Source organism: Delftia sp. RIT313, from assembly GCF_000632165.1.
GTDB classification, from domain to species: Bacteria; Pseudomonadota; Gammaproteobacteria; order Burkholderiales; family Burkholderiaceae_C; genus Comamonas; species Comamonas acidovorans.
This window is the reverse complement of sequence record NZ_JFYT01000031.1, coordinates 1-14,503: the sequence shown is the minus strand read 5'-3', so window position 1 is coordinate 14,503 and position 14,503 is coordinate 1. Positions and strand designations below refer to the sequence as shown.

Genomic DNA, 14,503 nt, shown 5'->3' with positions numbered 1-14,503 from the left:
TTTGCTTTACGAGAATTTCCTGCCACGAGACGATCGCGGCCATGCAAGACAGAACCCATTCCTTACAGGCCGCATCCGTAGCCTCCACCGCGCCCGCTCCCGCGCCCGCACAAGCCGCTCCCACAGCGCAGGAGACACGCGGCCAGTGGCTGATGATCGCGGGCGGCGTGCTGCTGGGCACCGTCGGCATATTTGTGGAAGAGGCCCGCCAGCACCCGTTGGTCACCGTGCTGTTTCGCTGCGCCTTTGGTGCCCTGGCGCTGCTGGCCTGGGGCCTGGCCACGGGCCGCATGGGGGAGTTGCGCGTGCGCGGCAGGAGTTGGCCAGTGGTGGTGGCCACCGGCGTCCTCATGGTGATGAACTGGGCGCTGTTCTTTGCCGCCATACCGCGCACCTCCATTGGCGTGGCCACCATCGTGTTCCACATCCAGCCGGTGTGGATCATGCTGTTCGGCACCCTGGTGCTGCGCGAGGCCATGGCGCCACGGCAGGTGGCGGCCATGCTGGCGGCGTTGCTGGGACTGGTGTTGACCACGGGGCTGCTGGGTGGCGATGCGACGGCCTGGGGACCGGACCATGTGTCCGGGCTGCTCATGTGCCTGGCCGGCTCGCTGTGCTATGCGGCCGTGACCATCCTGGCCAAGACCGAGAAAGTGGTCACGCCGTTTGCGCTGGCCTGGTGGCAATGCGCGGTCGGCACCGTGCTGCTGCTGTGGGTGCCGCTGGTTCATGGCTGGCCGCAGGCGCCGTCGTCCTGGGCGTGGCTGGCAGGGCTGGGCGTGCTGCACACCGGCCTGGCCTATGCCATCCTTTTTGCAGGCATGGCGCGCCTCACGCTGGGCCGCATTGCCGTGCTGCAGTACGTCTATCCGTTGACGGCCATCGTGCTGGACTGGGCCGTCTACGGGCGTGCGCTGGGCGCCGTGCAACTGGCCGGCGTGGGCCTGATGGCCGGGGCGCTGCTGGTGGTCAAGGCCCGACAGCTGCGATGAGCCGTGCGGGCCCTGGCATAGGGCTTACTCCTTGCCCAGCGCCTTGTACTGCTCGTACAGCTCGTCGGCCAGCCGGCGCAGGGCGCGGCCTATGGCGGCGTACTCGTACTCGTTGAGGTTGGCCAGCGAGGCACGACCGGAAGGGCGGTCGGACCCGAAGCCACGGCCCGGCAGCAGCACGATGCCGGTCTCATCCGCCACGCGGAACAGCATGTCGCCCGTGGACGACTGCTGCACCGCCCATTGCGAGAAGGCCTCGCCATAGAGCCGGCAGGTCACGTTCTGCAGATCGATCAGCGTGTAGTAGTTGACCGAGTTGGGATTTTCCAGCGGGGGCATGCCCAGCTCGCGGTACAGCGTGGCCTCGCGGCGGCGGATCAGTTGCTTGAGGGCCTGCTTGTAGGCGTCCGCTTCATCCATGAGCGCAAACAGCGAGAACAGCACCATCTGCACCTGCTGCGGCGTGGACAGACCGGCCGTGTGGTTCAACGCCACCACGCGGCTGTCGGCCACCAGGCGGTCGATGAACTTGAGCGAGCGCACATCGGGCAGCAGCGAGCGGTAGCGGTGGTCCAGCGCCTTCTTGGCGGACTCGGGCAACTGCGCCAGCGCATGGTCGAACACGTTGTCCTTGTGCGCCGCGATCACCCCCAGGCGCCAGCCCGTGGCCCCGAAATACTTGGAGAACGAATACACCAGCAGCGTGTTCTGGGGGCAGACCGAGAAAAGGGACTGGAATTCATCGGCAAAGGTGCCGTAGACATCGTCGGTGAGGATCAGCAGGTCGGGCCGCTGCTCGGCCACGATGGCGCGCACGCGGTCCAGGCTGCGCTGGTCCATCTTCACGGACGGCGGGTTGCTGGGGTTCACGCAGAAGAAGATCTTGACGTCCGGGTCCTTGAGCTTGTCCAGCTCGGCGTCGGAGTACTGCCAGCCGTTGTCGGGGTCCGCGTGTATAGGCACTTCCTTGAGGTCGTACTGGGCCAGTTCGGGAATCTCGATATACGGCGTGAACACCGGCATGCCGATGGCCACCTTGTCGCCGGCCTTGAGCAGGCCGCTGATGCGCAGGCTCTCGAAGATATAGGCCATGGCTGCCGTGCCGCCCTCGACCGCGAACAGGTCCACCGACTCGGGCGGCACGGCGCCGCCTGCCATCTCGCGGACGATGTACTGGCGCACGACCTGCTCGCTCACGGTGAGCATGCGCGGCGGCACGGGGTAGTTGCAGCCCAGGATGCCGTCCACCATCTCGTGCAGGAAGGCGGCGGGGTCCAGCCCCAGCTGGTCGCGCACATAGCTCAGCGACTTGCCCAGGAACTTCACGCCCTCCTGATCGCGGTGCTCGGCGATGAAGCGCTCGAAGCGCCCCTCGATGCCGTCGAGCTTGGCCAGCCCGCCCACGCCCACCGTCATGTAGGAGTACGACAGCTCCGACTCCGCCGCCGCGAACAGCCCCAGCCGGAAGAACGCCCGACGCGGCGTGGTCGCCAGGAAGTTGGGATTGCCGCGCCCCGCATTGAGCATGAGGCGGTTGGCCTTGCCCGAGGCCACCTTGATCAGCTCGTCCTTGAGTTCGAACGGGCTCAAATTCGCCAGACTCCGATAATCCTTGCTCATTGCGCAGCTCCTTGTGATGGTCCTTGGTGGTCCTTGGGAATAGATCCGGGGTGTTCAGGCAAAGGCGATGACCAGCGGTCCCAGCAACGTGAGGAACACATTGGCCAGCGCATAGGTGATCGCAAACGGTGCCGTGGGAATCGAGTTGCCGGCCTTGTCCAGAATCTCGCCAAACGCCGGATTGGCGCTGCGCGCCCCGGACAGCGAGCCCGCGAACACGGCCACGTTGTCATAGCGCAGCACGTACTTGCCGAACAGCATGGCGATCAGCAGCGGCACGATGGTCACCACCACGCCCAGCAGGAACAGCGTCAGGCCCTGCTGCATCACCGTGGTCACGGCCTGCTGGCCCGACTGCAGGCCCACCATGGCCACGAAGCCTGCCAGGCCCAGGTCGCGCAGCAGCGTGGAAGCGGCCGTGGGCATGTTGCCGAAGGTGTGCTTGCGGCTGCGCCACCAGCCGAACAGCAGGCCCGCCAGCAGGGCGCCGCCGCCGCTGCCCAGCGTGATGGGAATGGAGCCCAGGCGCAGCACCAGCAGCCCGATCAGCAGGCCTACCGTGATGCCCAGGCCGTGGAAGACAAAGTCCGTCTTGTCGCTGGGCACGATGATGGGGCCCACCGACTGCGCAGCCTTCTGCACATCCTGCGGCGTGCCGAACAGCGTCACCACATCGCCCGGCATGACCATGGTGGTCGGCGCAATCGGCACCGGCGTGCCCGCGCGCATCAGCGCCACTGCGTACACACCGTGCTTGAACTCCTGCGACAGGCTGTCCAGGATGTCCTTCACGCTGCGGTTCAGGTACTGGTTGTTGGAGATGGCCACGTCGCGCCGCACCATCACCACGTCCATGCCCTCGGCGCCCTGCAGCTCCTCGCCCACCGAGGCGCCCAGCGCCACCACGGCCGCGCGCCGGCCCACCAGCAGGATGATGTCGCCGGCCTCCAGCGCCAGGCTGCCGTCCACGCCCACCATCGCGTTCCTGCGCTGTATGCGCTCCACCGTCACCGTGCCGCCGTTGGCGGTGGCGCTGGCCTCCAGCTCCGCCACGGTGCGGCCCGCCTGGCCCACGCGGAAAATGCGCCCCACCAGATCCGGCACGGCCGGTGACTCGCCGGTTCCGTACACGCGCACGCCCTTGAGCAGCTCCTGCTCGGCCTGGATCGCGTCCTCGCGGATCTTGCGGCCCGTCAGCCACTGCAGCACGTTCACGCACATGATGATGGCGCCGAAGGAGCCGAAGATATAGGTCACCGCATAGCCGATGGCCACATTGGCCTGCATGCGCTGCCCCTCGTCGGGCGCCAGGCCCAGCTTTTCAATGGCCGATCCCGCCGTGCCGATGATGGCCGACTGCGTCAGCCCGCCAGCGGCCAGCCCCGCTGCCAGCCCCTTGTCCAGATGGAACACCCGGGCGATCACCACCACCGTGACCAGCCCCGACACGGCCACCACCAGGGCCATCAGGATCTCCTTGACCGATTGCCGTCCCAGCGAGCGGAAGAACTGCGGCCCGCTCTCGAAACCCACGGCATAGATGAACAGCGCGAACAGCACCGCCTTGATGCCCGAATCAATGGTCACCCCCACCTGGCTGATCAGCACCGCCGCCAGCAGCGACCCCGCCACGCCCCCCAGCTGGAATGACCCGAACCTGAACTTGCCCACCCAGTAACCGAGCGCCAAGGCCGCAAACAGCGCGATTTCCGGAGCCTGATGAAAGATGCTTCTGAGAAAGTCCACAGCCACCTCTGCTTCTGGGTTGAGGTCCACGGGTGCAAGGCAACGGGGAAACGGGAACGGCTGCCCGCGAAGGGCAGGGGGCTTGCGTGCGCGTGGACCTGGGGGAAACGGTGTGTCGCTATTAGAAAATGCCTATCGATATTTGATGAATGCGGCGGTTTTCGTATTCATCAATATTCAATTGGATATGGCGTTTCCATTGGCTTGCTTGAATCAGTAACTTGTCGAAAACAGAGCCACTATTCATGACAAAAAGGAGTGGCGATGTAGGACTTGGCCGTCAGCCTGGAGGCGGCTGATGTCGTGGGACCTGGACAGGCAGGGCTGCACTGGCCGCCCTGCGCCCGGGCAGACCCTGTGCCATTCACGCTCTCAAAAAATATCCGGCTCCGGCACAGCGCTTCCAAAACCCGTCTCCAGAAAATCAAAATCGCATCCCTCATTGGCCTGCAGGATATGGCGGCCGAACAGCCAGCCGTAGCCGCGCTCATAGCGCGCGGGCGGGGGCGTCCACGCGGCGCGGCGGGTGGCGAGTTCTGAGTCGCTGACTTCCAGGTGGATGCGGCGGGCGGGCACGTCCACCGTGATGCGGTCGCCCGTGCGCACCAGGGCCAGCGGCCCGCCCACGGCGGACTCGGGCGAGCAGTGCAGCAGGCAGCCGCCGTAGCTGGTGCCGCTCATGCGGGCGTCGGACAGGCGCAGCATGTCCTTCACGCCTTGCTTCAGCAGCCTGGTGGGAATGGGCAGCATGCCCCATTCGGGCATGCCTGCGCCCTTGGGGCCGGCGTTGCGCAGCACCAGGATGTCTTCGCCGTTCACATCGAGATGGGGATCGTCCACGGCCTGCTTGAGGCTGGGGTAGTCGTCGAACACCAGGGCGCGGCCCGTGTGGCGCAGCAGGTGCGGGGCGCAGGCGCTGGGCTTGATGACCACGCCGTCCGGCGCCAGGTTGCCGCGCAGCACGGCCAGCGCCCCTTCTGCGTAGATGGGGCTGGACAGGGGGCGGATCACGTCGTCCTGGTGGACCTGGCTGCCCGCAATGTTCTCGCCCAGGGTCTTGCCGTTGACCGTCATGGCCCCGGTGTCCAGATGCGGGCGGATGCGTTCCAGCAGGGCGCGCAGGCCGCCTGCATAGAAGAAGTCCTCCATCAGATAGCGGTCGCCGCTGGGCCGGATGTTGGCGATCACGGGCACGCGGCGGCTGAAGGCGTCGAAGTCATCGAGGCTGACCGGATGGCCCGCGCGCCGCGACATGGCGATCAGGTGAATGATGGCGTTGGTGGAGCAGCCCATGGCCATGGCGCAGGCAATGCCGTTCTCGAAATGCGCACGCGTGAGCATGCGGGCGGGCGTGAGGTCTTCCCACACCATCTGCACGATGCGGCGGCCGCACTCGGCGCTCATGCGGATGTGGTTGGCGTCGGCGGCCGGAATGGACGAAGCGCCGGGCAGCGCCAGGCCCACGGCCTCGGCAATGCCCATCATGGTGGCCGCCGTGCCCATGGTCATGCAGGTGCCGTGGCTGCGGGCAATGCCGGCTTCCATCTCGCGCCAGGCCTGCTCATCCAGCCGGCCGGCGCGGCGTTCGTCCCAGAACTTGAAGGCGTCCGAGCCCGAGCCCAGCACCTGCCCCTTCCAGTTGCCGCGCAGCATGGGGCCGGCCGGCAGGTAGATGAAGGGAAGGCCCATGGAGATCGCCCCCATGGTCAGCCCCGGCGTGGTCTTGTCGCAGCCGCCCATGAGCACGGCGCCGTCCACCGGGTGGCTGCGCAGCAGCTCCTCCGTCTCCATGGCCAGGAAGTTGCGATAGACCATGGTCGTGGGCTTGACCATGCTTTCCGACAGCGAGATGGCCGGCAGCTCCAGCGGAAATCCTCCGGCCTGCAGCACGCCGCGCTTGACGTCTTCCACGCGCTGCCTGAAGTGGGCATGGCATTGGTTGGCATCGCTCCAGGTGTTGACGATGGCGATCACGGGCTTGCCCATCCAGTCCTCGTAGCCATAGCCCATCTGCAGAACGCGCGAGCGGTGGCCGAAGGAGCGGAAATCATCGGGAGCAAACCAGCGTGCGCTGCGCAGGGATTCGGGGGAACGTGTCATGGTTGTGGGGCTCCTCAGTAGCTGCCGGCGGTGGATGCGGGCCCTGGCGGGTTCGCGGCCAGCGGCCCTTTCCTGAAGCGCGCCGCCGCCGCATCCAGCCCGTCGCGCAGCAAGAGCGTGTCCAGCGCCACGGCCACGAACTGCGCGCCCAGCTCCAGGCATTCGCGCGCCCGTGCCTCGTCCACCATCAGGATCCCCGGCGCCTTGCCGCAGGCGCGGATGCGGGCGATGGCCTGGTCGATGGCCCGGTTCACCACAGGGTGGCGCGCCTGGCCCGGATAGCCCAGGCTGGCCGACAGGTCGGCGGGGCCGATGAAGATGCCGTCCACGCCATCGACGGCCGCAATCGCCTCTATCTGCTCCAGCGCCTCGGCCGTCTCCACCTGCACCAGCAGGCACAGCTCGTCGGCTGCACGTGCCACATAGTCGGCCGTGCGCCCGAAGTTGGCCGCGCGAGTGGAACCGCCCATGCCGCGCACGCCCTGGGGTGCATAGCGCATGGCGCGCACGGCGTCCCGCGCTTGCTGCGCGTTTTGCACAAAGGGCAGCAGCAGGGACTGGGCGCCCAGGTCCAGGTAGCGCTTGATCAGCACTGCATCGTTGCAGGCGGGCCGCACCACGGCATGCACGGGCAGGGCGCCCGGTGCGGGCAGGGCGGCGGCCACGGCCTGCAGCTGGCCCAGCATCAGCGGCACGTCGGTGGGCGTGTGCTCGGTATCGAGCAGCACCCAGTCGTAGCCCGCGCCGCCGATCATCTCGCAGACAAAGGGGGAGGGAATGGTGGACCACAGGCCGATCTGCTGGCGGCCTTCGCGCAGCGCGCACTTGAACGTATTGGCGGGCAGCATGCTCATGGGGGCTCTCCTGAAGCTGTTCACTGGACCTGGATGTTTCCCTTGCGCACCACCTCGCTCCAGCGCGCCACCTCGGCGGCGATGAAGCTGGCGGCCTGGGCGGGCGTGCCCGGCGTGGGCTCGTTGCTCATGGCGGTCAGGCGGGCCACCACCTCGGGCTCGGCCAGGAGGGACTGGCAGGCCTGGTGGAGCCGTTCCACCACATCGGCCGGCATGCCCGGCGGCCCCGCCAGGCTGGTCCATGAATAGTTGACGACCTGCGGCTGGCCGGCCTCGGCCATGGTGGGCACATCGGGCAGGGCCGCCAGGCGCCGGTCGCCTGCCACGGCCAGCGCACGCAGCTTGCCCGCCTGCGCAAAGCCCACGGCCGAGGTGGCGGGCACGAACAGCAGGTCGGCCTGGCCGCCCATCACATCGGTCATGGCGGGCACATCGCCCTTGTAGGGAACGTTGTTGAAGCTCACGCCGGCCGCCTGGCGCAGCAGCTCCGTCGTCACATGGCTGGACGAGCCAATGCCCGTTAGCGCCACATTCACCGTGCCGGGGCTGGCCTGGGCCAGGGCCACCACATCGGCCACCGAAGCGACCTTCAGCCTTGGCGAGGCCAGCAGCAGCATGGGCACGCGCCCCAGCATGGCAATGTGCGTGAAATCCCGCCGCGCGTCGTACTTCACGTTGGGATTGACCAGCTGGTTGATGGCATGCGTGCCCGGCCCGCCAATCACCAGCGTGTAGCCATCGGCCCGCGCCCGCGCTACGGCCTCGGAGGCCAGCGAGCCATTCACGCCGGGCCGGTTCTCCACCACTACGGGCTGGCCCAGGCGCTGCGACAGGCGCTCTCCCACCAGCCGGCCCACCACATCGGTCTGGCCACCGGGAGGGAAGGGAATCACCAGCGTGATCGGCCTGATGGGCCAGGCAGCCTGTGCCTGGGCGTGTGCCGCGGCCAGCATCGAGGCCGGAGCCAGCAGGCGCGCCATGGCGCTGCGGCGGTTGGAGAGCGAAGGGCGCATGGTGGTCTCCTCTTGAATGATTGCGCAATCATTTCAAGCAAAGGCAGCGCTCTCCATTCGGACCTACGAGGGGAAACAATCAGACCGTGCTGATGGACATCATCGTTAACATGACCACGCAATCATCCTCAAGCCGCCTCTCCATCGCCATTCCAGGCAAAGGCCTCGCATGACCCTCCGCACCCTGCGCAACGCCAATGCGCCCACGCTCAAGGACCTGGCCCGCATTGCCGGCGTGTCGCCCATCACCGCCTCGCGCGCGCTGCACCGGCCTGAACTGGTGGCCGAGGCCACGCGGCTGCGCGTGGCGCAGGCCGTGGAGCAATCGGGCTACGTGCCCAACTCCCTGGCGGGCGGGCTGACCTCGCGCCAGACGCGGCTGGTGGCGGCCATCGTGCCCTCGGTGGGTCACTCGCTGTTTTCCGACATGCTCGATGCGCTCATCCACACCCTGGCCGCGCAGCGCTATGAAACCACGCTGGGCATCTCCAGCTATGACCCGGAGCATGAGGAAACCTGGCTGGCCGCCATGCTCAGCCGCCGCCCGGACGGCATCGTGCTCACCGGCACCGAGCACACGGCCCGCACGCGGCGCCTGCTGGTCAATGCCGACGTGCCCGTGGTCGAACTCTGGGACTACCAGCCCCATCCGCTGGACATGGTGGTCGGCTTCTCGCAGGAAGACGCAGGCCGCGCCGCCTTCCGTCACCTGGCCGCCTGCGGCTACCGGCGCCCGGCCATCCTGCGCGCCGACGACAGCCGCGCCGCCCGCCGTGCCCTGGGCTTCACCCGCGCCGCCGCGGAAGCCGGTGCCCCGGTTCCCGCGCAAATCGTCTTCTCGGAAGCCATCCCCCAATCCGGCCGTGGCCGCGATGCCCTGAACGCCCTGCGCGCCCAGGCACCGGAGGTCGATGCCGTCTTCTGCAGCTCCGATGCGCTGGCGCAAGGCGTGCTCTCCCACGCCCACGCACTGGGCCTGCGCATGCCAGAGGAATTCGGCGTGCTGGGCTTTGGCGACCAGGCCCTGGCGCTGGACGCCTGGCCCGCCCTGTCCACCGTGCGCGTGGACGGCGCCGCCATCGGCCGCCTGGGCGCAGAGGCGCTGATTGCGCGCATGGCCGGTGGCGTGGCGGCGGCCGCGCAGGATGTGGGGTTTGAGGTGGTGGGGAGGGGGAGTACGCGTGGGCACCAAGATGCGCGCTGAACGCCAGCGTGAGGCGATGGCCGAGCTGCGCAGGAAGACCGGCTTTATCTCAGTATCAGCAAGACGCCGCGCTTGTCCATAACCGGGCCCAGCGCAGGGCCAGCAGGTCGGCGCCCAGTACCAGCCAATGCTCGCCGGGAAGGCCGGGCCGGATCCTGTTCCCCTGCCAAGAGCGCGGGCGCCAGGGCGACGGCGGTCCGGCCCGGGCGCCTGCGCCAAGGGTAGGCGTATTACGACGCACAGGAAGGCGTTGGCCCGATGGCTGTACCGAGGGCCACACCGCATCCTGAAGGCATTACGGACCAATGCCCCACCATGAACACAGAACTGCTGGACCCCCCACGTACCGAGCTGGCCGCTGGCGCAGGCACGCTTGAGCCTTCTTTCCTGCATGTGCCGCTCTACGAGCGCCTGGCCAACCATCTGCCCACCGAACAGGAGCGCGAGGCTGCTGCGGACTTCCTGCACGGCGTGATCGCCGAGACCTCTGCCGATGCCGATGGCCTGCCGGACAACCCGGAGCACCTGACCGACTGGATGCGTGCCAATGTCGAGAAAGTGCACGCCCAGTACCAGGCCTACCTGGCAGAGCGCAAGGCGGGTGCGGCACGCCGCTACTTCGGCAACCGCGCACATGCCCTGTACTTCCTGCGCAATGTGGCCCCTACCAAGCTGGTGGACGGTTCCTGGCTCTACGGCCTGTGCGCGCACGCGGGCAACTCACGCATGTCGGACCTGGTCACCACCTATGTGGAAGAACTGGGCGACGGCATGGCCGACAAGAACCACGTCAAGCTCTACCGGGAACTCCTGGCCAGGTATGGCCTTGATCCCGTGGAGGACCTGCCCGACGACCTGTACCGGCAGGGGCTGGTACAGCTGGCGCTGGGCTGGAATGCGCAGCAGTTCCTGCCCGAGATCGTGGGATTCAACCTGGGCTATGAGCAATTGCCGCTGCACCTGCTCATCACCGCCTACGAACTCAATGAGCTGGGGATAGATCCCTACTACTTCACGCTGCATGTGACCGTGGACAACGCCGACACCGGCCATGCCCGGCGCGCCTGCATTGCCGCCTGGGAGAACGCGCCGCGCATTGACGATGGCGGCGAGTACTGGCGCCGCGTACGCGCGGGCGCCCGGCTGGCAGACACGGGCACCAGCACGCTGGACGTGATCAGGTCGTTCGACATCGAAGCTGAGGTGGTACGCATCCTGGCGCGCAAATCGCCTTCCGGGCATGGCGCGCACTCGGACTTCTGCAAGGTGGCCGGCCGCAGCGTCAATGACTGGCTGTCCCGTCCGCAGGACATGCCTGCCTTCTTGGCCGCGCTGGAGCAGGCACGCTGGATACAACGCAACCGGCCTGCTGAGGAAAGCCGCTTCTGGCAGCTGCTGCAGGGCGAGCGGGCAGAGATGTTTGGTGTTTTCTCTCCCTATGAGCTGCAAGTCATTCATGACTGGCTGCGTGGGCCGGCCAGTGCGGATGGCGCATCCTTCGAATCCGTGGCCGAGCCCGGCAAACCGGCGCGGCGCATGAGCTTTCGCGTGGCCGAGCGCCTGCGCACATCCCGTGGCGCGCGACCCGACCCGGGCCGCAGCGCGCAGGAACTGGACACCGACCTGATGCTCTTCGAGCAGCGCTACCCCACGCTCGAGCCAGCGGCCCAGCATGAGTTGCTGGTACAGGCCATGTCACCGGGCCTGCACTGGACGCCCCTGGGCCTGCGCGCCACCCGCCTGTTCCTGGGCCGGTAGGCCATTTGACCCTATTTACCTACCCGGGAAAAATCATCTGGTCATTGGGCAAGAAGGGCTTGCTCCTTGACCCATTCCCGGCTTTTGCCGCGCACGCACCAATCCGGATTCTTTACCCAGTCCGTGAAATATATGGTGGGATGATCTTCCAGAATGTTGCAGCGGGTATAGCCAAGTTTTGGCATGGCATAGTATTGAAAAGGCGTAATTGCAAAAATACAAAAAAACATAATAAAAACTCCAACGGCTATGGCGGATAAAAAAATACGCGTTGGGATTTTTATAGCGTCTTCTGAACAAGGGACTGATTTTTGTATTGCAATGATAATTCCTGTGATTGAAATTATTGGCACACACAAAGCAATTGGAGCAAATGGTGTGATTCTTACAGATGGGGCGAGTTTATTTAAATCATCTACGGTTTCATATAGAGTATATAAAATACTCCAAATTGACATTGTCAGAAGCAGCAGAAAAAGTGGAATACTCCATATTAGTGATTTTCTGATTTCGGTTAAATTTCTTTTGTCCATTTTAAGACTCATCAATTTTTGCGATTGATAGGGGATAGTAAAATTTTGGGATGGTTCTGGGGTATTTTTTTGATCTCTGTTGTTTCATGATTGCCACTCAACTGTTCTGTGGCGAGAGCGTCAGTATTAACGCGGTATATGCCAGAAGGCGTGCTGTTTGTCAAAATTTTTAGTGAAGCAATAACATTTTTCTTTATTTCCCAAATTTTATCGATTTAATTTAAAGCTATCCCGGTAGAAAGTACCATTAAGGCCATGGCACCTAAAGAAAAAACAGCAATAGCGGTTACGCTTGCGACAAAAATTCCCGCGCCTATGCCCACCATCGTCGCCAACCCAGCCTTGACCGCCTCCACTCCAATCCCTCCCACCAAGTCATGCATGGTCTTCTCGTCGTTGAAGATGAAGTCCAATGTCTCCACGCCGATGCCAACGACCAAGCTCAAGATGAAGCCCCCTCTGGCCACGCCCTGAAGGCCGCGCATGCCCAGACCCATCTGCACCATGCGGGGATTGGTGGTGAGAAAGCGCGTGCCCTGCAGCAGATTGCCGCGAAATCCGGCTCGGCCCGTGATGATGATATAGGTGCCTTTGGGCGTCGCCTTGACATAGGTGCGCGCACCGGCAAGGCGCAATGCAATCAGCGTTCTGGTGAACAGGTACGCGTCATTGGCCAGCATGGAGGCGGGGATGGTCCAGGGTTTGCCGACATTGGGGCTGGCCGTCTGCGTCCAATACCGGCCCAGGGCGCTTTGGGCCAGGATGGCGCGCAGGCTGGCCTCCAGGCGCGGGTCATTGCGCGACCTGTCTTGCAGGACGCCTATGAACTCTTGTGGCGTGAGTACCACCACGTCCACCTGCTGGCTGTTCATGGCGCGGGTGATCTGCCTGTTGAAGGCCTTTTCATAGCTGATATACGGGCGGGTGAGATCGGTGGATGGTGCCATGGCCTGCAAGCGAATGGTTAATGGAATGAATAAGTAAATGGAGGTTTGCCAGATGCCAGAAAAATCACAAACGCAGGCCTCCCATCGGGCCTGTGAGAAATCAGGTCCGATCAAGGTATGGGAGTGGGAATTGCGCGGTCGCAATCATTCCCAAGGCCAATGTCAATCAATGGACTGGGAATTCTGTTGTGGGAGTCCGGCTATTTGATTTCTTGGGTATCTGGAAGTCAAGCAGAAAGGCTGGTGACTGATTATTTTCAGATTATTCCTAGATTCATATGCGAGATGCATGCCTTGAGAGCAGTCGATATGGATTTGGAATGGGGAAGAGGGCGGTGACAAGGCTTTGCCAGTCAGTGCAGCCATTTGCCCTGGTGGGCCCAGGTCAGCCGACACCGCCGTGCTGGGGGCCTTTGCGGCCACAGGCACGGCTTCGTGGCGATGCCGTCATGAAGACCAGGTACAAGGAAACCGCGCGCAGCGGGCTGGTGGTCCATATCATCGAATGCCGAGCGGGTACGGCAGCACAGCCCCAACCGCAACGGCCAGCCGCCATGATCCAGCCCGTTCACAACCTCGTATATCCATGACAGCCGGTGAAAGATTGAAGGCCTGGGCACGACGCATCAAGCGCGATGGCGTCACCCTGTGGTTTGCCTGCAAGAGCCCCCAGACGCCCTGGTACGGTAGGGCCTGCTCACACTAATGCGGGGTCGCGAAGCTGCCTGCCAGCCCGCCAATCAAGGCGCGCGACACCGTGCGTGTGCCCACACGCGCAAGGAGCGCAACGCTGAGTGGCGGGCTGGCAGGCAGCTTCCCTTCGGGTTGCCCGGCTGCGGGGCCGTCTGCGGCGTTGCACGCGCTTGCAAGGCACGGGCCTTGCTGCGCACGTGCGCCTTGCATACGGCCCCGCAGCCGGGCAACGCGATCCCCAGATTAGTGTGAACAGGCCCTAAGGCCCTGGGCGCCTTCGTAGTCGCCTACGCCCTGAGCCCCATCGACCTGATCCCCGACTTCATCCCCGTGCTGGGCTATGTGGATGACGTCCTGCTGCTGCCCGCGCTGATCTGGCTCACCGTGCGGCTGCTTCCCCCAGCCGTGCTGGCCGACAGCCGCCAGCAGGCCGAGGCCTGGATGCAGGCCCAAGGCGGCAAGCCCCGAAGCCGTGCCGGAGTCGCTCTGGTGGTGGGCGTCTGGCTATGTGTTTGCGTGGGGGCCTTCCTTGTGCTCCGAGGGCGCTGGGGGCTTTGAGCGCGGAGCCTTGCCGGGCTGAGCGGCGGCGGGCGGGCAACACAAGGATGCGGGAGCTGCGCCTGAGCGCTGTATCATCTCGCCCAGGTGCTGAACACACCTTCACAGGCGGTCCCGCCACACTCCCGAAAGCAGTTGGACGTACTCACAGGAGGCCTTATGGCTGCTTTCCTTGCGGGCGTATCAATGCCCGAACCCTCTCCCAATCCTTTGCGTGGTCCCGTGCTTCGAGCACTTGGGCATTCCTTTGCGTCAGCCGCCAAGCGTGCTCATTGAGGAGTTGCCATGCTGTACTTTCAACTTTCCGAGCCCGAGTACAACAGCCTGCGGCGCGTGCAGGATCAGTTGGGGCTGATTTCCAGTTTGATCATTGGCGCCTACCCGGGGCATGCCTTGGAGCCGGTGACTCCTGGGCAATTGCTTGCGTTTATCCAGGCGCAGGAGGAGGCGATTGAGGGGGTGATGGGGGGAGTGAGTGAGCGCGG

General features: G+C 64.9%; 10 protein-coding genes and 2 pseudogenes. 5 read left to right on the top strand and 7 right to left on the bottom strand.

The window, feature by feature from the left end; genetic code table 11:
- Positions 1-41 precede the first annotated feature (41 nt).
- A complete protein-coding gene (locus BW39_RS05630) occupies positions 42-992 on the top strand; it encodes a DMT family transporter (RefSeq protein WP_043820432.1) in 951 nt (316 codons plus the stop codon).
- Between the two features lie 24 nt (positions 993-1,016).
- On the opposite strand, the gene BW39_RS05625 is transcribed toward BW39_RS05630, so the two are convergent.
- From BW39_RS05625 to BW39_RS05605, 5 genes are all read right to left on the bottom strand, one after another.
- A complete protein-coding gene (locus BW39_RS05625; RefSeq protein ID WP_012205739.1) occupies positions 1,017-2,612 on the bottom strand; it encodes a bifunctional aspartate transaminase/aspartate 4-decarboxylase in 1,596 nt (531 codons plus the stop codon).
- A 54-nt stretch (positions 2,613-2,666) separates the two neighbouring features.
- Positions 2,667-4,358, bottom strand: a complete 1,692-nt coding sequence (gene aspT, locus BW39_RS05620) for an aspartate-alanine antiporter (protein ID WP_043820527.1) — start codon at positions 4,356-4,358, stop codon at positions 2,667-2,669.
- Between the two features lie 372 nt (positions 4,359-4,730).
- Positions 4,731-6,458: an L-arabinonate dehydratase gene (gene araD, locus BW39_RS05615; protein WP_043820430.1), complete on the bottom strand. Its 1,728-nt coding sequence runs from the start codon at positions 6,456-6,458 to the stop codon at positions 4,731-4,733.
- A gap of 14 nt (positions 6,459-6,472) precedes the next feature.
- Positions 6,473-7,312: an HpcH/HpaI aldolase family protein gene (locus BW39_RS05610; RefSeq protein ID WP_043820428.1), complete on the bottom strand. Its 840-nt coding sequence runs from the start codon at positions 7,310-7,312 to the stop codon at positions 6,473-6,475.
- A 20-nt stretch (positions 7,313-7,332) separates the two neighbouring features.
- Positions 7,333-8,325, bottom strand: coding sequence for a Bug family tripartite tricarboxylate transporter substrate binding protein (locus BW39_RS05605; protein WP_043820426.1), 993 nt, complete (start codon positions 8,323-8,325; stop codon positions 7,333-7,335).
- Between the two features lie 169 nt (positions 8,326-8,494).
- Here BW39_RS05605 and BW39_RS05600 point away from each other — a divergent pair, with 169 nt between their 5' ends.
- Both BW39_RS05600 and BW39_RS05595 read left to right on the top strand, forming a co-directional pair.
- Positions 8,495-9,529 carry a LacI family DNA-binding transcriptional regulator gene (locus tag BW39_RS05600; RefSeq protein ID WP_043820425.1) on the top strand — a complete coding sequence of 345 codons (1,035 nt, stop codon included), beginning with the start codon at positions 8,495-8,497 and terminating at the stop codon, positions 9,527-9,529.
- Positions 9,530-9,844: 315 nt separating this feature from the next.
- A complete protein-coding gene (locus BW39_RS05595; RefSeq protein ID WP_043820423.1) occupies positions 9,845-11,287 on the top strand; it encodes an iron-containing redox enzyme family protein in 1,443 nt (480 codons plus the stop codon).
- A 41-nt stretch (positions 11,288-11,328) separates the two neighbouring features.
- Here the strand turns inward: BW39_RS05595 and BW39_RS31885 are convergent, their stop codons facing one another.
- Together BW39_RS31885 and BW39_RS05590 are read right to left on the bottom strand one after the other, a co-directional pair.
- A complete protein-coding gene (locus tag BW39_RS31885; RefSeq protein ID WP_235264152.1) occupies positions 11,329-11,820 on the bottom strand; it encodes a hypothetical protein in 492 nt (163 codons plus the stop codon).
- A gap of 11 nt (positions 11,821-11,831) precedes the next feature.
- Positions 11,832-12,767: pseudogene (locus BW39_RS05590) on the bottom strand (hypothetical protein).
- A 954-nt stretch (positions 12,768-13,721) separates the two neighbouring features.
- On the opposite strand from BW39_RS05590, the pseudogene BW39_RS30095 reads away from it, so the two are divergent.
- Together BW39_RS30095 and BW39_RS05580 are read left to right on the top strand one after the other, a co-directional pair.
- Positions 13,722-14,018 (top strand): annotated as a pseudogene (locus BW39_RS30095) (YkvA family protein); the annotation flags it as partial.
- 285 nt (positions 14,019-14,303) lie between these two features.
- On the top strand, positions 14,304-14,503 hold a 200-nt coding region (locus tag BW39_RS05580), incomplete at its 3' end, for a hypothetical protein (protein ID WP_043820420.1).